This is a genomic window from uncultured Selenomonas sp. (assembly GCF_963528755.1).
Classification (GTDB): domain Bacteria; phylum Bacillota; class Negativicutes; order Selenomonadales; family Selenomonadaceae; genus Selenomonas.
The window spans coordinates 216178-238666 of the sequence record NZ_CAURXA010000003.1 but is presented as its reverse complement, the minus strand read 5'-3'; the positions used below and the strand labels follow the sequence as shown (position 1 = coordinate 238666).

General features: G+C 60.7%; 21 protein-coding genes, 1 tRNA gene and 1 riboswitch. Of the genes, 16 read left to right on the top strand and 6 right to left on the bottom strand.

Annotation, left to right across the window (positions count from 1 at the left end; translation table 11 throughout):
• Position 1 precedes the first annotated feature (1 nt).
• From RWS31_RS05010 to RWS31_RS04995, 4 genes are read left to right on the top strand one after another with little or no spacing between them, the layout of a single operon-like run.
• On the top strand, positions 2 to 1579 hold the full coding sequence (locus RWS31_RS05010) for a hypothetical protein (RefSeq protein WP_314596594.1): 1578 nt from the start codon (positions 2 to 4) through the stop codon (positions 1577 to 1579).
• A complete protein-coding gene (locus RWS31_RS05005; protein WP_314596499.1) occupies positions 1579 to 2946 on the top strand; it encodes an RAMP superfamily CRISPR-associated protein in 1368 nt (455 codons plus the stop codon). The genes RWS31_RS05010 and RWS31_RS05005 overlap by 1 nt, the downstream gene beginning before the upstream one ends.
• Entirely contained in the window at positions 2943 to 3506 is a 564-nt protein-coding gene (gene csx19 / locus RWS31_RS05000) for a CRISPR-associated protein Csx19 (protein ID WP_314596498.1), read from the top strand. Before RWS31_RS05005 ends, csx19 begins: the two co-directional genes overlap by 4 nt.
• A gap of 2 nt (positions 3507 to 3508) precedes the next feature.
• Entirely contained in the window at positions 3509 to 5560 is a 2052-nt protein-coding gene (locus RWS31_RS04995; protein WP_314596497.1) for a TIGR03986 family CRISPR-associated RAMP protein, read from the top strand.
• Between the two features lie 404 nt (positions 5561 to 5964).
• Here the strand turns inward: RWS31_RS04995 and RWS31_RS04990 are convergent, their stop codons facing one another.
• From RWS31_RS04990 to RWS31_RS04975, 4 genes are all read right to left on the bottom strand, one after another.
• Positions 5965 to 6183: a hypothetical protein gene (locus RWS31_RS04990; RefSeq protein WP_314596496.1), complete on the bottom strand. Its 219-nt coding sequence runs from the start codon at positions 6181 to 6183 to the stop codon at positions 5965 to 5967.
• A 90-nt stretch (positions 6184 to 6273) separates the two neighbouring features.
• Positions 6274 to 8106, bottom strand: a complete 1833-nt coding sequence (locus RWS31_RS04985; RefSeq protein WP_314596495.1) for a M48 family metalloprotease — start codon at positions 8104 to 8106, stop codon at positions 6274 to 6276.
• A gap of 176 nt (positions 8107 to 8282) precedes the next feature.
• Positions 8283 to 8359: transfer RNA gene (locus RWS31_RS04980), tRNA-Val, on the bottom strand.
• Between the two features lie 115 nt (positions 8360 to 8474).
• On the bottom strand, positions 8475 to 8990 hold the full coding sequence (locus RWS31_RS04975) for an isochorismatase family cysteine hydrolase (protein ID WP_314596494.1): 516 nt from the start codon (positions 8988 to 8990) through the stop codon (positions 8475 to 8477).
• Positions 8991 to 9212: 222 nt separating this feature from the next.
• On the opposite strand from RWS31_RS04975, the gene RWS31_RS04970 reads away from it, so the two are divergent.
• The 5 genes from RWS31_RS04970 (at position 9213) to RWS31_RS04950 (ending at position 14820) form a co-directional block, all read left to right on the top strand.
• Complete coding sequence (locus RWS31_RS04970) at positions 9213 to 10343, top strand: D-alanyl-D-alanine carboxypeptidase family protein (protein ID WP_314596493.1); 1131 nt, start codon at positions 9213 to 9215, stop codon at positions 10341 to 10343.
• 67 nt (positions 10344 to 10410) lie between these two features.
• Positions 10411 to 11574 (top strand): YibE/F family protein, encoded by a 1164-nt coding sequence (locus RWS31_RS04965; protein ID WP_314596492.1) that lies wholly within the window; start codon positions 10411 to 10413, stop codon positions 11572 to 11574.
• 11 nt (positions 11575 to 11585) lie between these two features.
• Positions 11586 to 12017, top strand: a complete 432-nt coding sequence (locus tag RWS31_RS04960) for a PaaI family thioesterase (RefSeq protein ID WP_294176722.1) — start codon at positions 11586 to 11588, stop codon at positions 12015 to 12017.
• A 94-nt stretch (positions 12018 to 12111) separates the two neighbouring features.
• On the top strand, positions 12112 to 13251 hold the full coding sequence (locus tag RWS31_RS04955; protein WP_314596491.1) for a hypothetical protein: 1140 nt from the start codon (positions 12112 to 12114) through the stop codon (positions 13249 to 13251).
• A 108-nt stretch (positions 13252 to 13359) separates the two neighbouring features.
• Positions 13360 to 14820, top strand: coding sequence for a nicotinate phosphoribosyltransferase (locus RWS31_RS04950; protein WP_314596490.1), 1461 nt, complete (start codon positions 13360 to 13362; stop codon positions 14818 to 14820).
• 46 nt (positions 14821 to 14866) lie between these two features.
• Here RWS31_RS04950 and RWS31_RS04945 read toward each other — a convergent pair whose 3' ends face one another.
• Both RWS31_RS04945 and RWS31_RS04940 read right to left on the bottom strand, forming a co-directional pair.
• On the bottom strand, positions 14867 to 15178 hold the full coding sequence (locus RWS31_RS04945) for a type II toxin-antitoxin system RelE/ParE family toxin (protein WP_314596489.1): 312 nt from the start codon (positions 15176 to 15178) through the stop codon (positions 14867 to 14869).
• A 2-nt stretch (positions 15179 to 15180) separates the two neighbouring features.
• Positions 15181 to 15462 (bottom strand): type II toxin-antitoxin system Phd/YefM family antitoxin, encoded by a 282-nt coding sequence (locus tag RWS31_RS04940; RefSeq protein ID WP_009645837.1) that lies wholly within the window; start codon positions 15460 to 15462, stop codon positions 15181 to 15183.
• A 182-nt stretch (positions 15463 to 15644) separates the two neighbouring features.
• Positions 15645 to 15820: riboswitch (cobalamin riboswitch) on the top strand.
• Between RWS31_RS04940 and RWS31_RS04935 the strand changes: the two genes are divergently transcribed.
• The 7 genes from RWS31_RS04935 (at position 15778) to RWS31_RS04905 (ending at position 22358) form a co-directional block, all read left to right on the top strand.
• On the top strand, positions 15778 to 15996 hold the full coding sequence (locus RWS31_RS04935; protein WP_314596488.1) for a hypothetical protein: 219 nt from the start codon (positions 15778 to 15780) through the stop codon (positions 15994 to 15996). (Overlaps the previous riboswitch by 43 nt.)
• 138 nt (positions 15997 to 16134) lie before the next feature.
• A complete protein-coding gene (locus RWS31_RS04930) occupies positions 16135 to 17544 on the top strand; it encodes a DASS family sodium-coupled anion symporter (RefSeq protein WP_314596487.1) in 1410 nt (469 codons plus the stop codon).
• 131 nt (positions 17545 to 17675) lie between these two features.
• Positions 17676 to 18974 (top strand): PepSY-associated TM helix domain-containing protein, encoded by a 1299-nt coding sequence (locus tag RWS31_RS04925; RefSeq protein ID WP_314596486.1) that lies wholly within the window; start codon positions 17676 to 17678, stop codon positions 18972 to 18974.
• Between the two features lie 31 nt (positions 18975 to 19005).
• Positions 19006 to 19941 carry an ABC transporter permease gene (locus tag RWS31_RS04920; protein WP_314596485.1) on the top strand — a complete coding sequence of 312 codons (936 nt, stop codon included), beginning with the start codon at positions 19006 to 19008 and terminating at the stop codon, positions 19939 to 19941.
• Position 19942: 1 nt separating this feature from the next.
• On the top strand, positions 19943 to 20788 hold the full coding sequence (locus tag RWS31_RS04915) for an ABC transporter permease (protein WP_314596484.1): 846 nt from the start codon (positions 19943 to 19945) through the stop codon (positions 20786 to 20788).
• On the top strand, positions 20785 to 21600 hold the full coding sequence (locus RWS31_RS04910) for an ABC transporter ATP-binding protein (RefSeq protein ID WP_314596483.1): 816 nt from the start codon (positions 20785 to 20787) through the stop codon (positions 21598 to 21600). Before RWS31_RS04915 ends, RWS31_RS04910 begins: the two co-directional genes overlap by 4 nt.
• Complete coding sequence (locus tag RWS31_RS04905; protein WP_314596482.1) at positions 21597 to 22358, top strand: dipeptide/oligopeptide/nickel ABC transporter ATP-binding protein; 762 nt, start codon at positions 21597 to 21599, stop codon at positions 22356 to 22358. Before RWS31_RS04910 ends, RWS31_RS04905 begins: the two co-directional genes overlap by 4 nt.
• The last annotated feature ends 131 nt before the right edge of the window (positions 22359 to 22489 follow it).

Genomic DNA, 22489 nt, shown 5'->3' with positions numbered 1-22489 from the left:
GATGCGGAAAATCCCCTTGACGATCGAGGCGCTTTCGCCGCTCGTCCTCACGGCGGGCAGCCAGGGCGCGATCCTGACGGAATCGGGCGATGCCATCAGCGGCTCGATCGTGCGCGGCATGATCGCCGCACGCTTCATTGAGGCGCAGAACCTCGGCAGAGGCGCCCACGAGTCCGAAGGCTTTCGCCGCCTTTTCACGGGGGCGCTGAAGTTCGCCGCCGCCTATCCGTCGAAGGACGGCGAAAGCGCCATGCGTCTGCCGTTTTCGCTGCAGAAGGACAAGCTCTCCTCTGACCTCATCGACCTCTCGGCATCGGAGGGCAAGTCGCCCCCGGGCTACAAGCCGCTCAAGGGCTGCGGCGTCGTGCGCGGCGCGGCGATCGAGCGCGTGGAGACGAAGAAGAACATCTCGCTCCACATGAGCCGCAACGAGGATGGCGAACGCCTCGCAGGCAAGAGCACGGAGGGCGGCATCTACAGCTACGAGTCGCTGCTTCCGGGGCAGGCGTTCTGCGGCGAAATCATCGGCGAAGCGGCGGACATTCAAGAGCTCTTGACGAGCATCGACTGCGAGGACGGCGCTTTCCTCAGCCAGATCGGCAAATCGCGCTCCACGCAGTACGGGCTGTGCCGCGTCACGCTCGCCGCGCCTGCAGTACTCGAACCCCCTGCCCAATCGCTCCTTTCGAGCACTCTGCGCCTGCGCCTCGCGGCGCCGCTCCTCTCGGATGCTGCACTGTCCAGGAACGCACGCGAGACGCTCGAAGCGGAATTTCTTGCGCCGCTCAAAGAGAGCGCCGAATCCGACGACTTCTCCCTCGGGCGCATCTTCGCGGCTGCCGCCTCGGCGTCGAACTTCATCGGCGTATGGAACATGCGCCGTCCCACGCAGTTCGGCCTTGCCGCAGGCTCCATCTTCGAGCTAAAGAAGGCTTCGCCGTGGACGAGCCGCGATGCGGCGGCTCTCGCCGCGCTCCTCGCCGAGGGCGCAGGCTCTCGCACGGAGGAGGGCTTCGGCAGGCTCGCCCTGTGGACGGTCGATGCGCCGACGCTCTTTGAAGCGACGCAGGAAAGGCCCGCGCGGCGCACCGTCCGGAGCGAACGCGCGCGCGCCATCGTCCGCGCCGTCCTGCGCCGGCGCATCGCCCAAAGCGTTCGCCTCGCGGCGTACAAGGACGCCGCTTCCCTCACGGGAAGGCTCGCGGGCATGACCCACGCTTTCGCGCGCCTTGAGACAATGCTCGGGCCGCGCGAAGACCTCGAAGGCGCGCCGGCACGCTTTCGCGCGAAGTTCGCCGCCGAGGTCGGCGCAAAGCGCACGCCGCTCGCTCGCCATCTCGAAGGCGTGAAGCTCGGCGCGGCGGAGCTGCGCGACATCCTCCGAGGCGAGCGTCCTGAACTTTCGCCCTACGCTTCGCTCGACCTTTCGGCGGAAGTGCCGCAAGAGCTTGCCGAAGATGCAGGCTTTTCGCGTCCCGCGCTGAAAGACGACGGGGAAATCTTCTACGATTACTGGCTCTGGTTCTTCCGCCACGCGCGAAAGAGAGCCGTGCAGCAGCGAAAGGAGGCGGCTGACTGATGGCAGAGGCAAGCGTTTCAACAAACGGTCAGATGGCGTGCGTCACGAAGAAGATCCTCCTCGAAGGCACGCTCTTGCTCGACTCCCCGCTGCTCATCGGCACGGGGCTGACGGCTCGCGAGGCCCGGCAGGAAACCGATATGCAGGTTTTGAAAGATAAAAAGGAACGCCCCTTCATTCCCGGCACATCGCTCGCGGGCGTGCTGCGCACGCTGCTCGCAGATGAGGATGCGGCGCTCCTCTTCGGCTCGGCAGAGCGCGGCGAGAAGGCAGGCGGCGCACAGAGCGCCATCGACGTCGAGGATGTGCTCCTCGAAGACGCCGCCATCGTCGTGCGCGACGGCGTGGGAATCGCGGACTTCGCACGCACGAGTGTTGCAGGGCGCAAGTACAACTACGAAGCCGTCGAGCGCGGCGCGAAAGGCCGGCTGCGCATGACCGTCACAGTGCGCCGCGCCCATGCGGAAAAGGGGCTGGAAGAAGCGGTGCAGACGCTCGCCGACCGCCTCGCTGCAGGCGTGCGCCTCGGTGCGCTGACCGCCAAGGGATTCGGCAAGGTCTCGGCGGCGGACGTCCGCATTTCCACCTACGATTTCAGCGACTTCGACGACGTGCGCCGCTGGCTCTTCCGCAAGGACGCCAAATGCATCACTCACGGCAGCAAGGCGGCGGGAAAAAAGCGTGCGGGCATATTCTCCGTCGACGCCGCCTTCGCCATCCGCCGCTCGCTCATCGTGCGCGAGAACGACGTCGATGAAAAAGCGGCAGACCGCAAGATCAAGTCGCAGCAGAAGAAGAGCGGCGCGGATTTCCTCATTCCGGGCACGAGCATCAAGGGCGCTCTTCGCCACCGCGCCCTCGAAATCCTGACGATTCTCAAGAAACCCGCAGCCGCGCTCGACAGCCTCATGGGCTGCAGCACGGACGCGCGGCGGCAGAAGAGCCGCTTCCTCGTCGACGAGGCCTACTTCCGAAAGGGCGTCAAGCCTCAAGCGCACGCGCGAAACCGCCTCGACTGCTTCACGGGCGGCACGGTCGACAGCGTCCTCTTCACCGATGAACCTGTCTGGCAGGAGAAGCCGGGCGAGGCGACGCTCCGTCTGCACTACGAAATCGAGAACTATGCGCCGTGGGAGGCGGGACTCGCCCTCTACCTGCTGCGCGACCTCTGGCAGGGCGCGATCCCCCTCGGCGGCGAAAGCTCCGTCGGGCGCGGACTCTTGGAAGGCGTAGCAGCGACCGTCTCGTTCGATGATGAAGTCCTTGAAATCGGCGCGGCGGGCGCGGTGGAAAAAGCAGCTGCAGAAAAGCTCGAAGCCTTCGCCAAAGCTCTGCGCGACATGGAAGAGGAGGCGAAAGAAGCATGAAGAACACGGATTTCAGCGCTCCGCTCAAGATCGTCGGCCTCTCCTCCGAAAAGACGGCGGGACTTTGCGTCGACCTTTCCGAGCAGGCGCTCGAAGAAGCGCTCAGAACGCACATGAAGGAAGACGCGCTTCTCATCGTCTGGCAATTTCACCGCATCGTCTGGGGGCGTTGGCAGGCGGACGCGATCCATCTCGCCGACGACGGCGCACTCGACGCCTCGCTCATCGGGGAAATGCGCGCCTTCAACGAGACGGAGGAACTGCATCTTGTGAAAAAGCGCGGCAAGTTCCGCGGCCGCTACATCTTTGACAAGGACGGCGAAGGCACGGAAGCCGTCGACAGCGCCGCGCCGCTCTGGGGCGAGCGCACGGCGTGCGCGGGCGGCTATGTGACGCTCGCCGATGCGGGGCGCGGCCTCTCTCTGACCGTTCCCGCCGAAGAAGAGGCCAAGCGCTTCGCTCTCGTCACGCGCTGCTATATCGGCTACGACCCCGAGACGCAGCAGGCGGGCTACGAGGATATGCGCTACAAGGCGGTCGTGCCGCTGGAGGAGGGATAACGATGGCCAATGACAATCCGTGGGCAGAAGCTGCGAAAAGATACAAATTGGAATTGCCCGAGGAAAAAGAGAAACCGAAGGACTGGGACGCCGCCTATGAGAAGTATGCGAAGGCGGAAAGCCGCCGCCCGAGACGCGGCGGCGAAAGAAGCGGCGGCTATGGCGGCGGACGCGGAAACCGGAGCGGCGGCTCTCGCGGACAGGGCAACTATGGCCAGCAGGGCGGCTATGGCGGGCGCAGCGGCTATGGCGGCTATGGCGGACAGAGCGGCAGTGTTTCGCCGCGCCCCAAGACGACGGAGCCTGCGAGCGCACCCTACAACTTCGTGTCGCTGCCCGAAGCCATCGTGCCCGCGCCGCTCGACCAGGGACTCGACTGGCACAAGATGGAGGAGAAGGAGCGCCTTCGCCTCTACCGCAAATATGTATGCGAGGACGGCGCGAAGAGCGGACGCATCGAACTTTCCCTTGAGACGCTGACCCCGCTCTTCATCGGCAGCGGCAGCAGCGGCGATACGAATGAATTCTTCTCGCCGACGGGCGAGCCGATCGTGCCGGGCAGCACGCTGCGCGGCTTCATCAAACACATGGTGCGCATGGTATCGGGCGGCGCGATGCGTCCGGGTGCGGAATTCACCGAGCGTCACCTGTACTTCCGTGCCATTGTCGAGCAAGGAAGCAACCTTGCCGATTACTACGAGGAGCGCATGGTGGAGAATATCACCGTCAAGAAGAAGACCGAAGATGGCGGCGAAGAGGAAGTCACCCGTCCCGTCTCCAAGGCGAATGCGGGCTTCCTCATCCGAGTGCGCGGCAAATACTACGTGTGCCCCGCCGACAAGAAAGGAATGTCGATACCGTCCGATGATCCGCGGGTAAAGGCTCGGATTGATTGGGATGAAAAGGAACACAGTGCCGATGTCATCACGGGGAAGTCCCCGAAGATAAAAAGGGTTTATTATCGCATCCAAAATGCTGATTGGAAGCCAGAACACCGTCTGCCCGTACCCGAAAACGTCCTCAAAGGATACCGCGAAGACAAGAGTCGCGGACGTTTCAATTTGCTGCAAACAGCGCGTTCCAACGAAAAACCACGAGCACTCACGGGTGGACGCGCTCAAAGATTTGCAAACAGCAAAGACGTCGACTTCTGCGCCCCGTGCTTCTACATGGCGGAAGACGGCGTCGTGCAGCACTTCGGTCACGGACGCTACTACCGCATCCCTTATGAGAAGTCCATCGCCGACCATGTGCCTGCTGCGCTTCAAAAGGATACGATCGACTTCGCCGACGCCATCTTCGGCTGCAAGGCTCTTTGGGCGGGGCGCGTCATCTTCGAAGACGCCGTGCTCCAAGGCACGGCCAAGCAGCTCGCGCCGTCGCGTTCCCATTCGCTGATGACGCCGAATCCCACCTCCTTCCAGCTCTACTTGAAGCAGACGGGAAAAGAACCGCAGCACTGGGACAGTGCGGCGCCGATCCGCGGCTACAAGCTCTACTGGCATCAGAAGGCGAGCGCCGACTCGTGGCGTCTCGACCCCGAGCGTGACAAGGTCGTCAAGGGCACGCAGGAAATCCGCCCCATCGCCGCCGGCGCACATTTTTCCAGCTCTATCCGCTTCAAGAACCTGCGCCCCGAAGAACTCGGCGCTCTGCTCGAAGTCTTCTCCCTCGGCGAATCGGGCGAGGATATATGCTTCAAGCTCGGGCAGGGAAAATCCCTCGGCCTCGGCTCGGTGCGCCTCAAGGCGCGGCTCCTGCTCGAAGACACGGAGAAACAGTTCGCGGGACTCTTCGAGGACGGCACATGGCGCGAAAGCCTCGAAGAGAGCACGGGCGAAGAATGCCTCGCCGCCTTCCGCCGGTGGCGCGAAGAGCACCTGGGAGAGGGAAAAACCGCCTTCGAGAAAGGTCTGAAGGAGCTTCGCTGCCTGCTCGACTGGAACAAGACGAATCTTCCCAAGTGGCAGGAGAAGACCGCGATGATGCCCCTCGGCGACACGCGCTTCAAGGAGCGTGTGATCTTGAAGAGCGCACGCGACTTCGCACGCTGAACAAGAAAAGGGCTGCCGCACATTGAATCGTGTGCGGTAGCTTTTTCTATGCAATATATACAAAAAAAGCCGCGCAAGCCTTGGATGACGCCTGCGCGGCTTTCTGTATTTCGTTGACGATGTTTCCGTCCCCGTAAATCAAATAAACACGGGGAGAGAATCAGTGGCTGGCCTACCTCCCCCGTGTTTGGTGAAACACGGCAGAATAGGCGTGTAGATCTTGATTGTCTACTTGCCGCAAACATAGTATACCACATTGTCGACAGAATTGCACGAAATAAATCGAAAATCGGAAAAAAGAATCTTCTAATCTTCAAGAATGCGCTGTTTCAAGAACTGCTCCTGCCAAAGGAAAGCCCTGCCGGATGCGGCGGATCCGGCAGGGCTTCGAGAACAAGGTCGATCTATTTGCGCATTTGCAGGGCTACGGCGCGGTAGCGGTAGAGCAGTCCCAAGAGCATGAGGATGCCGAAGGTCGTGAAGGCGGCCAAAACGGCAGAATCCGTCAGTTGATACGTCACGGCGAGAGGAATGGCGATGATGAGCGATACCGCCGTCAATTCCATGTCGTCGAGAAAGAGGATGGCAAGTAAGATAACGAGAACAGCGGCCAATATGCCCATTTTCTACATCTCCTTTCCGATAGAGAAGAATGGATGAATACAGTGCTTGCACGCTTCTTTTCTTCTTTATCGAAAAATTCAAGGAGAAAATTAAGTCTTTTCGCCCACTTTATTCTCAGAAGCGTCTTTTTTTGCTGCTTCCTTCTCTTTTTTCTCCTGTTCCTTCTTCTCGCGCTCCTTGACGATCTTGTCGTAGGCTGCGGCATCGACTTCCTGCATGTACTCATCGGGAATGTCGCTTGCATTCGGTGCTTGCTTCCAGTATTCCTTGTAGGCGGCGAGCGCTGCTTCCTTCTCGCCCATCTCGCTATAAATTTCGCCGCGCATCTTGTAGATGTAGGGATTCTTTGCGTCGATCTCCTGCGATTTTTCGAGGTCAGCGAGGGCTTTTTCACGCTCGCCCATCATGCGATAGACATCGGCGCGGTTGAGGAAGTTGTAGATGTTCGTCGCGTCAAGTTCTATGGCATGATTGGAGTCGGCGAGCGCGGCTTCGTAGTCGCCGGCGACGGCCTTGGCTCTGCCGCGGATCGCGTAGTTCTCCGCGACGTTGTCGGGATTTTTCGCGGCGAAGGCGCGCTCCATGAGGAAGAGCGCTTCCTTCGCCATGCCGTTGTCGCTGTAGCGGTCGGCGTTGTAGCGCAGCTGCTTGACGTAGTCGCCCTTGGCGTTGAGCGCATTCTCGCGAATCTTCTGCCACGCGTCCGTGCGCTTCTTTTCCTCGGCGGCGACCTTTTCACGCATTTCCTTGTCCTTGCTGCTTGCATAGGCATTGCGCACGAGTTCTTCGAGGCGCTCTTCCGCATGATTGCGCATGACGAATTTTTTGAGCTTTTCGTAGACGCGGCTGTCGTCGAGGTAGGAGATGCGTGCGCCGGGCGCGGCGGAAAAGTGCCAGCCGTCGAAGGAAGCGTGGTCGTGGAAGGCCTTGGCGATGCCGCCCGCGATGAGATAGGCGTTCTCCGTCGTGTTGTTGTAGTCGGCATCCCAGTCGGCTGAGAGGAGTTTTTCGCCGTCGATGAGGACGTCCGTGCCGTTTTCGACGGTTACATGCCCCATGCCGTAATTCGTCATCATGGCGGCGAGGCGCTCGACGCGCTCTTGCATGGCGGGATGGTCGTTGTAGTTCGGTGCATTGGGATTCTCGAAGGGGTCTTGGTACTCGCTGATGTCCTGCGTCTCGTATGTCAGGTAGTAGGCCATGCGTGCCATGGCAGCCGCGCCGCCGCCGGGGTTGAAGCCCGCCGTCGTCATGAGGTGGAAGCCTCCCTCGTCCGCCTCAAGCTCGCTCGGCAGCGTCACGTCCTTGGCGATGGCGTAGCCGACGACGGCATTAAGCTTCTGCCAGTCGAGGTTGTCCGCCGCCGAGCCGATGGCGATTCCCGCATACGATTCGGCGACGGCCTTGGCGTAGTTCTTCGCGCTGTGCTGGCGAAGGCCGTGCGTCATCTCGTGGCCGAGGACAGCGGCGAGCTCGTCCTCGTCGTGATGCAGCGCACGCACGAGGCCGCGGTTCACCGTGATGTAGTCGGTCGGATAGCAGGCGGCATTGAAGGCGTCGCCCGCGGTCACGCGCCACAGGAAGGGCAGGGAGTTGATAGAGAGCGCGTATTCGCCGTGCTCTGTGATCTGGCCGAGCACGCGGTCGACGACCTCGCGGTCAAGCGCGTCCTTGTCCTCGCCGTTTTCCTCCATGTCCTGCTTGAGTCCGCTGATCTGGTAGTCGACGTTGTTGCCGATGGCGAGCATTTCCTTGAGCGTGCCCTGGTAGGCGAGGAAGCCGCCGATGGCGGACATGCCGATCATCACGGGGTTGAGTGCCGCCGCCTCGACCTGCACCGCAAGGGGAAGGGGCAGCGCAAGCGGCGCGGCGGCCACGAGGCTGGTGAGGATAGCGGCACAGAGCTTTTTCCCGATCTTCATGGTTGATTCCTCCTCAGAAAGTTGCTTCATTCAACATTTTCTGGATGAAGCGACGATTTTTCGCTGTCACGGGCCATCTGAGATCTGCCGGATCGGCGCTGCATTTATCAGAGATTCCTTAACTTTTCTATATAACAAAGGAGCAGCCACCCGAAGATGACTGCTTGATAAGCGAATGGTGCTCGGTACTGGATTCGAACCAGTGACCCCCACAATGTCAATGTGATACTCTAACCAACTGAGCTAACCGAGCGTATGTTGTGCAGGCGTGTGCCTGCGAACAAAATGTATTATACAGAAAGCCGAAGGAAAATGCAAGCGTTTTTTTAGGGGAATTATTTCATGGGAAGATTGCAGACAAGCCGCCTTCATTTCACGTCGACTTGGCACATCTTCATCGCACGCAGTGCGTCCTCGTGGCTCTCAACCGTCACGCCTGCACAGCAGGAGGCGTCGACCGATATGCGCTTTTCGGGATAAAAGGCCTTGAGCAGCAGGGCATTGGAAATGACGCATATATCGGTGCAAAGGCCAACAAGCTCGATCTCGTCATAGTCTGCGAGCACAGCGGGCAGTTCTGTCGAGCCGAAAGTGGGTTTCTCGACGACGGCAGCCGCTTCTTTGACGAACGGCTGCAGGGATGCGGCGATCTCCCAGCCTTTCGTGCCGCGAATGCAGTGCGGCACGGGAAGCCGCTTTCCTTCCTGCGTCGCCAGATAGTCCTCGCCGTGCGTGTCCATCGTAAAGACGAGCGCCGTTCCCGCCGCACGCGCTGCCGCCAGCTTCGCCTCCATGCGCGGCAGCATCGCCTGCGCCTCCTTTGTCCCCAATGCGCCATCGATAAAATCCTTCTGCATATCGACGACGACAATCGCTTTTTTCATGATGGTTTTGCCTCCTTCGGTTGATGGAGCATCTTTATGCGCTGTCTGATCTTTATCATAACCACAAAACGCACTCTTTGCAAGGTGCTAGGAAAATTTATACGGCGGGGTGGCCTCAAAGCAAAAGAACCGTCTCATACGTCGAATCCGATGCGTGAGACGGTCCTTTTTTTCTCGCTGTATGCTATAATAGGGAAAGCAATCACGACAGGAGGCTTTTTCTTGCATTTCCAGCGAGTCCTTTCCCTCTGCGTCCTCGTCCTCCTGCTTCTCACAGCGAAGGCGGGTGCGGCGGAAAACATACAGATCACAGCGGCCTCGGCAATTCTCATCGAGGCTTCGACAGGGCGCGTGCTCTACGAGAAAGCGGCGGATGTGCCGCGTTTTCCTGCGAGCACGACGAAGATGATGACATGCGTGCTCGCCATCGAGGAGGGCGATCTCTCGTCCATCCTCACCGTGAGCCGCACGGCGGCAGAAACGGAAGATACGGAGGTCGGCGCAGGCGATCACTTCGTTCTCGCGGAGCTTGTCGCCGAGATGATGCTGCGCTCGGACAACGGCGCTGCCGTCGCCATTGCCGAAGACCTTGCAGGTTCTGTCGGCAGCTTCGCTGCACACATGAACGAGAAGGCGAAGGCCGTCGGTGCGAAGGACACGCACTTCGTCAATCCGAACGGCCTGCCCAATCCGGCGCACGTCTCGACAGCGCACGACATCGCCCGCATCGCTGCCTACGGCATGAAGAATCCGAAGTTCCGCTCCTTCGTCGGTGCGAAGGAGCGTGAGATCACCTGGGTCACGCCCGAGAAGAAACGCGCCTTGATGGCGAACACGAACCGCCTGCTCTCGACTTACGAGGGCGCGACAGGCATCAAGACGGGCTACACGAATGCGGCGGGCGGCTGCCTCGTAGCCTCGGCGCGGCGCGGCGGCGTCGAGCTGATCGCCGTCGTCCTCGGCGCAGCGGACGAAGAGGCGCGCTTTACCGACGCGGCAAAGCTCTTGGACATGGGCTTTCGCCGCGTGAAGGCAGCGCCCGCCTATACGAAGACAGATCTCGCGCGAAGAGTCTGGGTCAAGGGCGGCAAAGAAGGCCGCCTCACTGTCTATCCAACAGAGGATCTGCACCTGCCGCTCGTCGACGGCGAGGCCGAGGAAAACTATCGTCTGACCTACGACCTACCGCGCGTCATCGCCGCCGGCGTCAAGGAGGGCGACCGCGTCGGCGATCTCGTCGTTTCCCACGGCGGCAAGGAGCTTACGCGCATCCCGCTGCGCGCAGAAAAGAGCGTCGGCAGAGGGCTGAGCATCGAGGGGCTTTGGGCGTATGTCCTCGGGCTGTTTGCGTGAGGGGAACGCACAGTCTATCTCTTCTCTATAGAAAGTTCAACACGATAAACCACCTTAGGAGACCACTATGAAAATCCAGCCGCAGCCGCGCCGTTTGGGCGCATTCCTTTCTTTTTGCTTTCTCATTGCCCTCGCCCTCTACGGGCTTTTCCACCTGCCGGGCGGAGAGGGGGACGATCCGCCGACGTGCAAGGCGCAGATTCTCGCCGTCGAGGAGAGTGCGAACGATATGGAGAAGTTCGCGCCGGGCAGCGAGAAATATTATGTGACGATCCGCCTCGAATCCGGCCCCAACGAGGGCGAGGAGGCGCGCATCGTCCACCGCACGCTCAACAATCCGGCCTTTGACATCCATCCGAAGGAGGGCGAGAACATCCTCGTGCGAGAGGAGCACGGCTCCTATGCCATCGTCGACTACGACCGTCTGCCCGGCGTGCTGTGGCTGCTCTTCGGCTTCGCGCTCGTCCTCATCCTCTTCGGCGGCGTGACGGGGCTCAAGGCTCTTCTCGTGCTGCTCTTCGCCGTCTTCCTCATCGCCAAGGGGCTCATATCGCTGATCCTCTTCTCGCCGACGCACATCCTCTTGTGGACGTTCCTCATCGGCTCTCTCATCACGCTCAGCACCCAACTCGTCGTCAATGGCTGCAACGTGAAGTCGGCGGGCGCGATCGTCGGCACGATCGGCGGCATTTTCGTCGCAGGTCTGCTCGCTCTCCTCGCGATCCACTTCACCTACCTGACGGGCATCGCTGAGGAGCACGCGGGTATGCTCAAGGTATTGTATCTGAAGGATGTTGATTTTCGCGAACTGCTCTTTTCGGGCATCGTCCTCGGTGCGCTCGGCGCGGTCATGGACGTCGCCGTCTCCATCGCGTCTGCGCAGTGCGAGATGAAGAACCTCGCGCCCAAGACGTCGTTCACCGTGCTCGTCGCTTCGGGACTCGCCGTCGGCCGCGACGTCATGGGCACGATGGCGAACACGCTCGTGCTCGCCTACATCGGCGGCGCACTGCCTTTGATGCTGCTGCTCTTCTCGCAGCCGAACCTCTCCTTCGTGCACGTCGCAAACCTTGACATGATCGCAACCGAGATCGTGCGTTCGCTCATCGGCAGCATCGGACTGCTCTTCGCCATTCCCATCACGGCGTATGCGACGGCGTTCCTCGTGACGCGGCCTGCGCCGAAAGAGCGTCTGCACAGGAGAACGCCGCAGGAACATCCGCAAGAATAAGGAGGTATCCCATGGACTTCCCTTTGACCCAAAGACAGCAGGAGATCATTCGCTTCTACCATCTCAATCCGTTCATCGAGTACCTGCATGCCGCCGTCGTGCCGAAGCCAGATGGCACGGTCGAGCTTCGTCTGATGATCGAGCCCGAGCATACGAACCTCTACAACATCGTGCACGGCGGCGTTTTGATGACGCTCGCCGACACGGCGATGGGCGCGGCCGCGCTCGCGCGAAACAAGAAGGTCGTGACGATGTCGCTCTCGATGGACTTCATGCACGCCGTGCCGCTGGCCAAGACGATCATCGCGACGGGCATCTGTCTGCACGACGGCAAGCACGCGATGACCTTGGAGAGCGAGATCAAGGATGAGGACGGCAAGATCTACGCCAAGGGACACGGCACGTTCTACGTGCTCGGCAAGTTCCTTGAAGACGAGGAGTAGTGCCGCGCTTTTAAGGAGTCTCGCTCCTTTGACGATAACAAGACGAAGGGATTTTTGCCCAAGGAAGCAGGCGCATACCCAAGGAGGGGACACGATGTTTGAATGGATTGGCAAGATCAGCGACTACACGGCGACGTGGAAGCTGAAGAAGGAAGCGAACTGGCGCATCAAGACCGGACAGTCAATCTCGCTCACGGACAGCAAGAAGGACTTTGCGGAGGAGGCGCGTCAAAGGAAGCCGCAGACCGTCGGCACGCTCGCCAAGGTCACGGATGCGACTCGGCTCGCCATCATCTCGCAGAAAGCGCGCGGCGGCAAGAAACTCACGCCCGAGGAGCTTCGCCTCCTGAAGGAAAATGACGAGGTGCTCTACCAGAAGGCGAAGAAAGCGGACGATGCACGCGAGGAACTGAAGGCTGCCTTGAAGCGTGCCAAGACGAAAGAAGCTGCACGCCGCATCCTCATGGACGCACAGCTCAAGGTCGCGATCGAGGCGATGGAGGCTGCAAAGAGCGGCGCAGGAAGCCTGCCCGCCGCCTCTGCGAACGGTGCGGGCGGTGCATCGTCGCCTGAAGCGGGCAGAGCTGTCGCCAACGATTCTGCCGCCGCGCCCGAAGGAGGAGCCTCGGGCTTTGGCGACGGAGCTGCCCCCGCTCTGGCTGGTGCAGGCGAGGCAGCGGCAGCAAAGGCCGCTCCTGCTGCACAGGCAGGGCAACAGGTGCAAGGCGGCGCGGCGAGCACAAACGGCAGTGCAGAAGGCGCACAGAATGGTGCGGCGGAAAAGGGCGCGGCGCACGACGGCAAGGCGCACGATGCCGGCGAGAAGAAACCGTCGTTCCTCGAAGAGCGCGTCGCCCAGCTCAAGGCAAGCTACAACCGCGCGATGGATGAGCTGGAAAACGCGAAGAACGCGAAATTCGACCTCGACGATACCTACATCATCGTCCTTCGCGCACTCGCCGATGAATGGCGCGAATTCACTTCATCGAAGGCTTGGGAGAAGCTTCCCGAGAACGAGCGCGAGGCGAAGCTGCGCGGCAAGCACGGCGCAGCGGGTGACTACGGCAGACGGGGCGGCGTGGATGCGCTTCTTTTGCTCGCGGATTCTTACAAGACTTCGGGCAAGGCGGAGATGCCGCAGCTCGTCGACCTCCTCGCGCATGTGGGCAACGAGACGGGCGCAGGCTTTTCCGTCGGTGAAAGGAAGATTGGCGGCATAGATACGAGACGCTGAAGAGGCACGAAGAAAATAAACGCCGCCAAAATGGCGGCGTTGGATTTATCCATTGACGGGGACGACCGATTGCCGCTTTTGCGGCGGCCGCCAGAAAGGACGATTTCGATGGCACAGTTTGAATCGCGCAACATCACGATGATGATGGATCTCTATGAGCTGACGATGGCCTACGGCTATTTCCGCGAAGGTGAGGAGGCTAGGAAAACACGCGCCTCCTTCGACGTCTTCTTCCGCCGCCACCCCGACGGCGGTGGCTTCTCGATCTTCGCGGGGCTTGAGCAGATCGTTGAATACATCGAGGCGATGCATTTCTCGCCTGCTGACATCGACTACCTGCGCTCGCTCTCGCTCTTCGACGAGGACTTCCTCGACTACCTAGCGCACTACCGCTTCACAGGCGACATCCGCGCGTTTCGCGAGGGCACGGTCATGTACCCCGAAGAGCCGATCCTCACCGTGACCGCGCCCATCATTGACGCGCAGCTCGTCGAGACGGCGCTCCTCGCCGAGATCAACCACCAGTCGCTCATCGCGACGAAGACGCGCCGCATCGTGCGGGCGGCGGGCGGCCGCGTCGTCTCCGACTTCGGCGCACGCCGCGCACACAACGTCGACGCCGCTGTCTACGGCGCACGCGCCGCCTACATTGGCGGCGCGGCCTCGACGGCGACGGTGCTCGCGGGCCAGCTCTTCGGCATCCCCGTCAGCGGTACAATGGCGCATAGCTGGGTCATGTACTATGACGACGAATACACGGCATTCAAGAAGTATGCCGAGACGTACCCTGACAACGCCGTCTTCCTCGTCGATACCTACGACGTCATACATTCGGGCATTCCGAACGCCATCCGCGCCGCCAAGGACGTGCTCGATCCGCTGGGCAAAAGGCTCAAGGGCGTGCGCATCGACTCGGGCGATCTCGCCTACCTCTCTAAGCGCGTGCGCACTATGCTCGACGCAGCGGGGCTTTCTGACTGCAAGATTATCGCCTCGAACAGTCTCGACGAGTATACGATCTCCTCGATCCTCAACGCGCAGGGGGGAAAGATCGATGCCTTCGGCGTAGGCGAACGCCTGATCACGTCGAAGAGCGAGCCGGTCTTCGGCGCGGTCTACAAGCTCGCTGCCGTGGAAAAGGACGGCGAGATTCTCGCGAAGATCAAAGTTTCCGAAACGGTTGAGAAGATCACGAACCCCGGCAGGAAAAAGGTCTACCGTATCTACGACGCAGAAGGCCACGCCATCGCCGACCTCCTGACGCTCGCCGACGAAACGCCCGACATGACGAAGCCCTATCGCTACATCGACCCCAAGAAGCCGTGGAAGCACCGCTTCTTCACGAACTGCACGGCGCGCGAGCTGCAGGAAGATGTCATCAAGAACGGCAAATTCGTGTCGAAGCAGCCCTCACTCGAAGAGATCCGCGCCTACGTCAAGGCACAACTCGACCGCGAGATCTGGCAGGAGGAGCAGCGCTTCGAGAACCCGCACACACACTACCTAGACATGAGCCCCGCCTACTACGAGATGAAGCTCGCACTCCTGAACGAGATGCAGCAGTATTGAAGGGACATCTTCCCTCGGGCTACGAAAACGGCTGACCGGCGACGCGTCAGATCAAGTTTAAGTAATCCCTTCGTCCATCTACGATGGCATAAACAATGACCATCCTGCGCTCCTTGTCGACTTTGTAAAACACGAGATGCTTCTCGGCAATCAGCACGCGATACCCTCTCGCTCGAAGAGCACCATAGCGGGGGAAAGAGCCGCTTTCCGGGAAGTCCGCCAGACGGCCGATCTTCTGCTTTAAGCGATCAAGAAACTCCAGAGCAGCCTCAACGCTTCCCGCAACCTCCGCGCGATAGAGGACGATGTCCCGCAGCTGTTCGTCAGCCTTTGCCGTGCGCACAATCTGATATGCCATCGCTATTCCCTTGAAAGGAGTTCCGCGCGGAGCGAATCGAAGCTCTCCTGCATCGGGGCGACCCGTCCGTTTCGGACATCTTCTTCCGCTTCCCCGAGGATTTCAAGAAGCTCGATCTGCGCTTTCATCTGCTGGTACTGCTCATATCCGAGAGACACCGTGTCTCCACGCCCGTTCACCGTGATGATCACGGCCTTGCGATCCTCCCGGCACTGCCGCGAAATCTCGCTGTATCTGCCGCGCAGGTCTGCTGAAGGGCGAATCGTTTCCGCTAATGACGACATAAAAATCCCTCCTATTGATATAGTCATATTATATCTGAATTTGACTATTGTCAAGAAGACAGTTTCAGCGTGAAAAGATGGAATCCGACGATGGTTGTTATCCGCTTGCCGCCATCTCTTGACAATAACCGAAAGCAATGATATTCTTCCTCTTGGAAGCCATCATTACGATAAACAACAAACAGCATATTGACGGATCAGGTGTCGCAAGACTCAATAGAGAAGCCGGAAGAGCCGGCGCGGTCCCGCCACTGTAACAGCGAGCGAATCTGCAGGAAAAGTCACTGGGGAAACCCGGGAAGGCGCAGAGGAGCGATGAACTGGAGCCAGGAGAACTGCCTGATCGACGATCACCGTCTGACCTGCGAGCGATGGGGAGGGGATCTGCGCCTTGCGATTGGTTCGCGTCTTTGGGATGCTGTTCCAGCGATGGTTTCGTGCGCACATGCAGCACGGCATGCGGTAAGGCAAGGATATTTTGCAGCCTTTCTTTCCTTTGCAGGAAAAGGGGCTGCTTTTATTTTGCGAATGTGAAAGGACGCAATGCGCCCTCCTCGCAAACGTCCAGCTGTATGCCTTGTACGTCCATCGCTTCCAAAGGTGCCGCAGAAAAATGCTTTCAGCAAATGGGGACTGCGGCTGAGAACTCATATTTTCAGATGGGGTGAAAACATGAACGCTAACAGAAGAAACGCTCTCCTCACGATCGGCGTCGGAATCGTCCTGTGGTTCCTGCCGATTCCTGACGGCGTCACACCGCTCGCCTGGCATTTGCTCGCGGTCTTTGTCGCGACGGTGCTCGGCTTTATCCTGCATCCGCTGCCCATCGGTGCGGTGGCCTTCATCGCGATTTCCTTTTCCGTCTGGGCGGGGCTTTTGAAGACCTCGGACGCCCTGGCGGGCTACGGCAACAGCACGATCTGGCTGATCGTCTGCGCCTTCCTCTATTCGCGCGGCTTCATCAAGAGCGGACTCGGCAAGCGCATCGCCTTTCGCATCATCGAGGCAATCGGCAAGAGTGCGCTGTCGCTCGGCTACGCCATCGCGCTGAGCGAACTTGTGATTTCGCCCGCGACGCCCTCGGCCACGGCACGCGGCGGCGGCATCCTCTATCCGATCGTGCGCTCCCTGGCAGAAGCTCTCGGCTCGAAGCCCGGCGAGAGTGCGCGGCGCATCGGCACTTATCTCATGCAGGTCGGCTACCATACGGATGCCGTGACCTGCACGATGTTCGTGACCTCGATGGCGGGCAACCCGCTCTGCGTGGCGCTCGCCGAAAAGACGCTGGGCGTCCATGTCACATGGATGGGCTGGGCGAGCGCTGCCATCGTGCCGGGACTCATCGCGCTCCTGCTCGTTCCCTATGTCATGATGAAGCTCTCTCCGCCCGAACTCGTGCACATTCCCGACGCGAAGGGACTGGCGCAGCGCGAATTGTCCGAAATGGGACCGATGAGCCTTGCCGAGAAAGGGCTGTCCGTCATCTTCGTCGCCTCCCTCGCGCTCTGGGCAAGTTCGGGACTCACGGGCATCGACGCGACACCCGTCGCCATGGGCGCGGTCTGCCTCATGATCATGCTCGACATCATCAACTGGCAGGACGTCATCAAGGAAAAAGGCGCGTGGGACGCGATGTTCTGGATGGGTTCTTTAATGACGCTCGCCTCGGCTCTCGCAAAATCCGGCATCATCACTTGGATTGCCAACGGCGCCGGCGCGGCGATTTCCTCGCTCGGTTTTGACTGGGTCATCTCCTGCCTCATTATCCTGCTTTTCTACACTTACATCCACTATGCGTTTGCCAGCGTCACGGCGCGCATCAGTGCGCTCTATGCGGCATTCATCGCCGTCAGCGTCACCGTCGGTGCACCGCCTCTTTTGGTCGCCATCGTCTTCGGCATTTTCGCTGACGTGCCGATTTCCCTCACGCACTACGGTAACGGTTGCGCCCCCATCTACTTTGGCGGCGACTATGTCTCGCAGGGCGAATGGTGGAAGAACGGCTTCATCATGACGACCATAACGACACTGATTTACCTGACGATCGGCGCGGCTTGGTGGAAAGTCTTGGGGCTTTGGTGAACTGCGGCAAACGAATTCTCAATCGGGAGGGAAGCCCGTGAAAGACAGGGCTTCCCTTCTATGGTGTTTCAGCCCGAGCCTGCATGAGACCGCCCGACATACAATCACTTTGCAAGAAAGGAATCTTTTTCATGTTGCTTCTCTATCGTCTGCACCGCTGGATCAGTGCGATCTGTGCAGCATTTTTTCTCCTACTTTGCCTCACGGGGCTGCCTCTTCTCTTCAAGGAGGAAATCACAGAGTGGAACCGCGTCGAGCCTCTGCCCCATGCGGGATCCTCCTCCTACCATGCGCTCTGGCAGGGAACTTCCGCCGGACTCGACAAGGTTCTGGAAGAGAATCCCGACAAGAAGGTGCAGGCCATCTCCGCCATGCCCGAGCATGGTCTTCTGCTCTACCGCATCGCTGACAAGGACAGTCACGGGCGCACGGGGCGCATGAGCATGGGCGGCACGCAGATCGCCTATTCGCCCATGACGGATCAGGCCGTTCCGTGGCGTAGCGGCGCAGTGAAGTCGCCTGCCGTCGCGAGCCTCATGCACACGCTGCACATCCTGCACCTGCGCCTCGCCATGGGGCAGGGCGGCATGATCTTCCTCGGCGTCATGTGCTTTTTCAGCTTCCTCTCCATTCTCGGCGGACTGCTGCTCTACCCGACGTTCATGCGCCGCCGCCTTTTCGGCGGCACGCGCGGCGGCGTCTCGGCGGGCAGCTCCTTCGACTGGCACAACTTCCTCGGCGTCGTCACAGCGGTCTGGGCAGGGCTTCTGACCTTGAGCGGCGTCGCCATCGTCATCTTCTCCGTGGGCTACGGCGCTTATCTCGCGGACGTCGACGCCCACGCGCCGCAGGGGGATGCTGCGAGCGTCCGCTACGAGGACATGCTCGCCTATGCGAAAGAAGCCTTCCCTGGGCAGGACGTCCTAAGCATGGAGGCCGCAACGGGCAAGCTCCCCGCGACACTCTATCTGACAGATGCGGCGCATCCCGCGATGTTCATGGGGCAGAAGGTGCTCTTTTCCCGCACGGCAGACGGCGAGCTCCTGCACTTCACAGAGCCGCTGCCGCGCTACTTGGCCGTCTGCGCCTCGCTGCTCGACCTCCACATCCACAACCATTCGACGATTCTCCTGAAGCTCTTTTGGGCGCTGCTCGACATCTTGACGATCACCGTCATCGTCACGGGCTTCCTTGGCTGGTGGCGTCGCTGCCACAGGCAGAAGGAGCGCCGTCCCGTCTTTGCTGACGGCAGAGGCCGCTCCCTCATGGCGTCCGTCTGGAAACTGCCGGCGCTCCTCGCGGGGCTTTCCCTCGTCGGCATGACGGCGCCGCTCTCGGACACCTTCCTCGGCAACACGAGCGGCTCTTTTGCCTGGCTTCTTGTCCTCGCCGTAAGCCTTGCTGCCTGGCTTCTCGCCAAGCGGCCGTAAGGCAGCGCAATCGAACAGAAAGGAAAGCTCTATGGCACGAATTCTCCTGCGTCGTCTCTTGATGATGCTCGTCATCCTCTTTTTGCTCTCGGTCATCACGTTCCTCCTCATGCACACGTCGGACTCCGATCCCGTGAAACTCTACATGATTCGCTCGGGAATCATCCCGACGCCCGAGCTGATCGCGGAGGTGCGCGCACGCTACGGACTCGACGAGCCGATCTGGGTGCAGTATTTCGTGTGGCTGCGCGACCTCCTCTCGGGCGATCTCGGCTACTCGCTGCTCTTCTCCATGCCCGTGGCGACGCTCTTAAAGGACGCGATACCAAATACGATTCTTCTGGCGGTTTCGGCAATGGGGCTTTCAATCCTCATCTCCGTGCCGCTCGCAGTTCTCGCATTCCGCTTCTATGCGCGGCCGCTCGACCTCATCATTCGCTTCGGCTCGTTCTTTGGTATCACGATACCAACGATCTGGCTGTCCTTGATCTTCATCTACATCTTTTCGGTCAAGCTGTCTTTGATACCGATCCATACGACGGGACTCACGGGGCTGATCCTGCCGTCTCTCGTACTCTCCTTCTACTACATGGGGCTGTATGTGCGCCGCCTGCGCGGTGCGCTCCTCGAAGAGCACAAAAAAGACTATGTGACGGGAGCGCGCGCCCTCGGGCTTTCCGATTCGCGCATCCTCTGGCGCTACATCATGCCGAACGCGCTGCCGAACATCATCACGATGTTCGGCCTGTCCTTCGGCAGTCTCTTGGGCGGCACGGTCGTCATCGAGGCGATCTTCGGCTGGCGCGGCATGGGCTTTTTGATGGTCGAGGCCATAAAGAACAACGATTTCACGCTCATGCAGGCCTACGTCCTCTGGGGCGCGGGCATCTTCATCCTCGTCAACCTCGCGGCGGACATCCTCTGCCTGTGGCTCAATCCCAAGGTGCGCGAACAGGAGGTGGGCTGACATGGGGCTCTTCTTCTCGCGCATGAGGCGCGACCCGCTCTTCTGCGTGCTCGCAGCTCTCCTTCTCCTATGGATCGCCGCGATGTTCGCCGTGCCGCCTTTCCTCCCCTACGACGCCTATACGAACGACATGGGCGCACGCCTCCTGCCGCCGTCGGCAGAGCATATCCTCGGTACGGATCAGCTCGGACGCGACCTTCTCGCGCGCGTCCTCGTCGGCGGTCAGGCGAGCCTTTCGGCGTCCCTTGTGAGCGGCATCCTGTCTGCCGTCTTCGGCATCGGCGTCGGCGCGGCGATGGCTCTGACGCGCGGCCGCATGCAGCTCATCTCAACGGGAATCGTCGACTTCTTCCTCGCCTTTCCGAGCCGCGTCTTCCTCGTCGCGCTCCTCGGCTTCCTGGGGCCGAACGTCGGCAACGTCATCCTCGCCGTCTTCATCACGACGTGGGCGGAGTATGCACGCATCGTGCGCACGATCGTGCGCACGGAGCGCGAAAAGCCTTACGTGCGCTACGCTGACGCGTCGGGCATCCCGTTTTCGCGGCGGCTCTTTCGCTATGTGCTGCCGAACGTCGTGCCGCAGATGTTCGTCTTCTTCTTCCAGCACTTGAGCGACATCGTGCTCATCGTCGCGGGACTATCGCTCATCGGCATCGGCATCCAGCCGCCGACGCCCGAATGGGGCATGCTCCTCATGGGATCGAAGGACTACATGCAGACGGCGCCGTGGCTTCTGATGTTCCCCGGACTTGCCATCTTCATCACGGTCATCCTCTTCAGCCTCATAGGCGACGAACTGCGCGACATCTTCGAGCCGCGCTGGGAAAGGAAGGGAGAGAAATCATGAGCGAAAAGAACACAGCCGCGCACAGCGCGAAATCCTCGCCGCATCTGCCCTTCCTCGCCGTCGATCACCTTTCCATTGATGTGGCGAAAAAGCGCGTCCTCGACGACGTGTCGCTCGCACTGGAAGCGGGCGAGGCGCTTTCCATCATCGGCGCAAGCGGCTCGGGCAAATCGACGCTCCTGCGCGCCATCCTCGGGCTTCTGCCGCACGAGGGCAAGGCGATCGCGGGCGACATCCTCTACCACGGCGCACCGCTTTTGAAGAACGCCGCGCTGCAAAAGGAATTGGCCGGGCGCGACTTCGCCATGGTCTTCCAGAATCCCGGCAACTACCTGAACCAAAACCTGCGCGTGCGCCGCCAGTACGAGGACTTCCTGCGTGCACACGGCGTTCTCAAGAAGGAGTGGCCGGCCTTGATGGAAGACCGCCTCAGAGCCGTCGGCTTCAGCGAGCCGAAGCGCGTGCTCAGCGCCTACCCGTTCCAACTGTCGGGCGGCGAGCGCCAGCGCACGGCGACGGCGATCACGCTCTCGCTCTCGCCGAAGCTTCTCCTGCTCGACGAGCCGACGAGTGCGCTCGACCCCATCGCTTCGCTCGAATTCCTCGACCGCATGAAGCTCCACCAGTCGCACGGCGCGGCGATCCTCTTCGTCACGCACAACATCCGCGCGGGCGCCTACCTCGGCGACCGCCTGCTGATCTTGAAGGACGGACGCGTCGTAGAAACCGGCCCGACGCAGGAAGTCATGGAAGCGCCGCAGGAAGCCTACACGAAGGAACTCTTGGCGGCAATCTTGGAGGTGAAGTCATGACGGCAGAAAAGAGGGCAGGCGAAATGCCCGACGTGCACGAAGATATGCCCGCGCTCCTTGAGGTCACGGACGTAAAGAAGGCCTTCGATACCCAGCGCGGCAGGCAAGAAGTCTTGCGCGGCGTATCGCTTCGCCTCGCGCCCGGCGAAGTCTGCGGCATCGTCGGCGCGAGCGGCTCGGGAAAGTCGACGCTCTTTCGCATCATCGCGGGTTCAGAGCTGCCCGACGAAGGCACAGTACAAAAAAGGGGCGTCGTGCGCATGGTCTTCCAAGATCCGCGCGAAGCCTTTTCGCCGCGCATGCAGATGCGCGACTTCTTCCGCACGGCGCTCGAAAAGGCAGACGATACGAAAGATGCGCTCGAAAGCCGCATCCTCGCCATGCTCGCCGAGGTGCATCTCGTGCCCGCCGTCCTCGCCGCCCTGCCGCACCAGCTTTCGGGCGGCGAGCTGCAGCGCGTCATCATCGCGCGAACGCTGCTCCAAGAGCCGGACATCGTGCTCTTCGATGAGCCGACGAGCGCACTCGATGTTATCACGCAGAAGGAAATCCTCGACCTCATCGCCGCGCTGCGCCGACGCTTCCGCTTCGCAGGACTCTTCGTCGGCCACGAACTCGGCGCCGTGCAGCATGTGGCGGAGCGCATCTATGTGCTCGCGGACGGCCGCTTCGTCGAGACGCTCGCGGCAAAAGACCTCGCCCATGCCAAGCACGAAGCGACGCTCGCGCTGCTGCACGCGAGTGGGCTTCTCGGCTGAGAGCACGCGATCTTGCCGAAGTCTGCCAAGCGGCGTCACCCCGCTTGTATCATAAATCGCAGGGACGCAGAACGACGAAACCGTGCGGTCAAGAGTAAGGGGCTGTGCGCGAATTCCTTGTCCTTTATCCG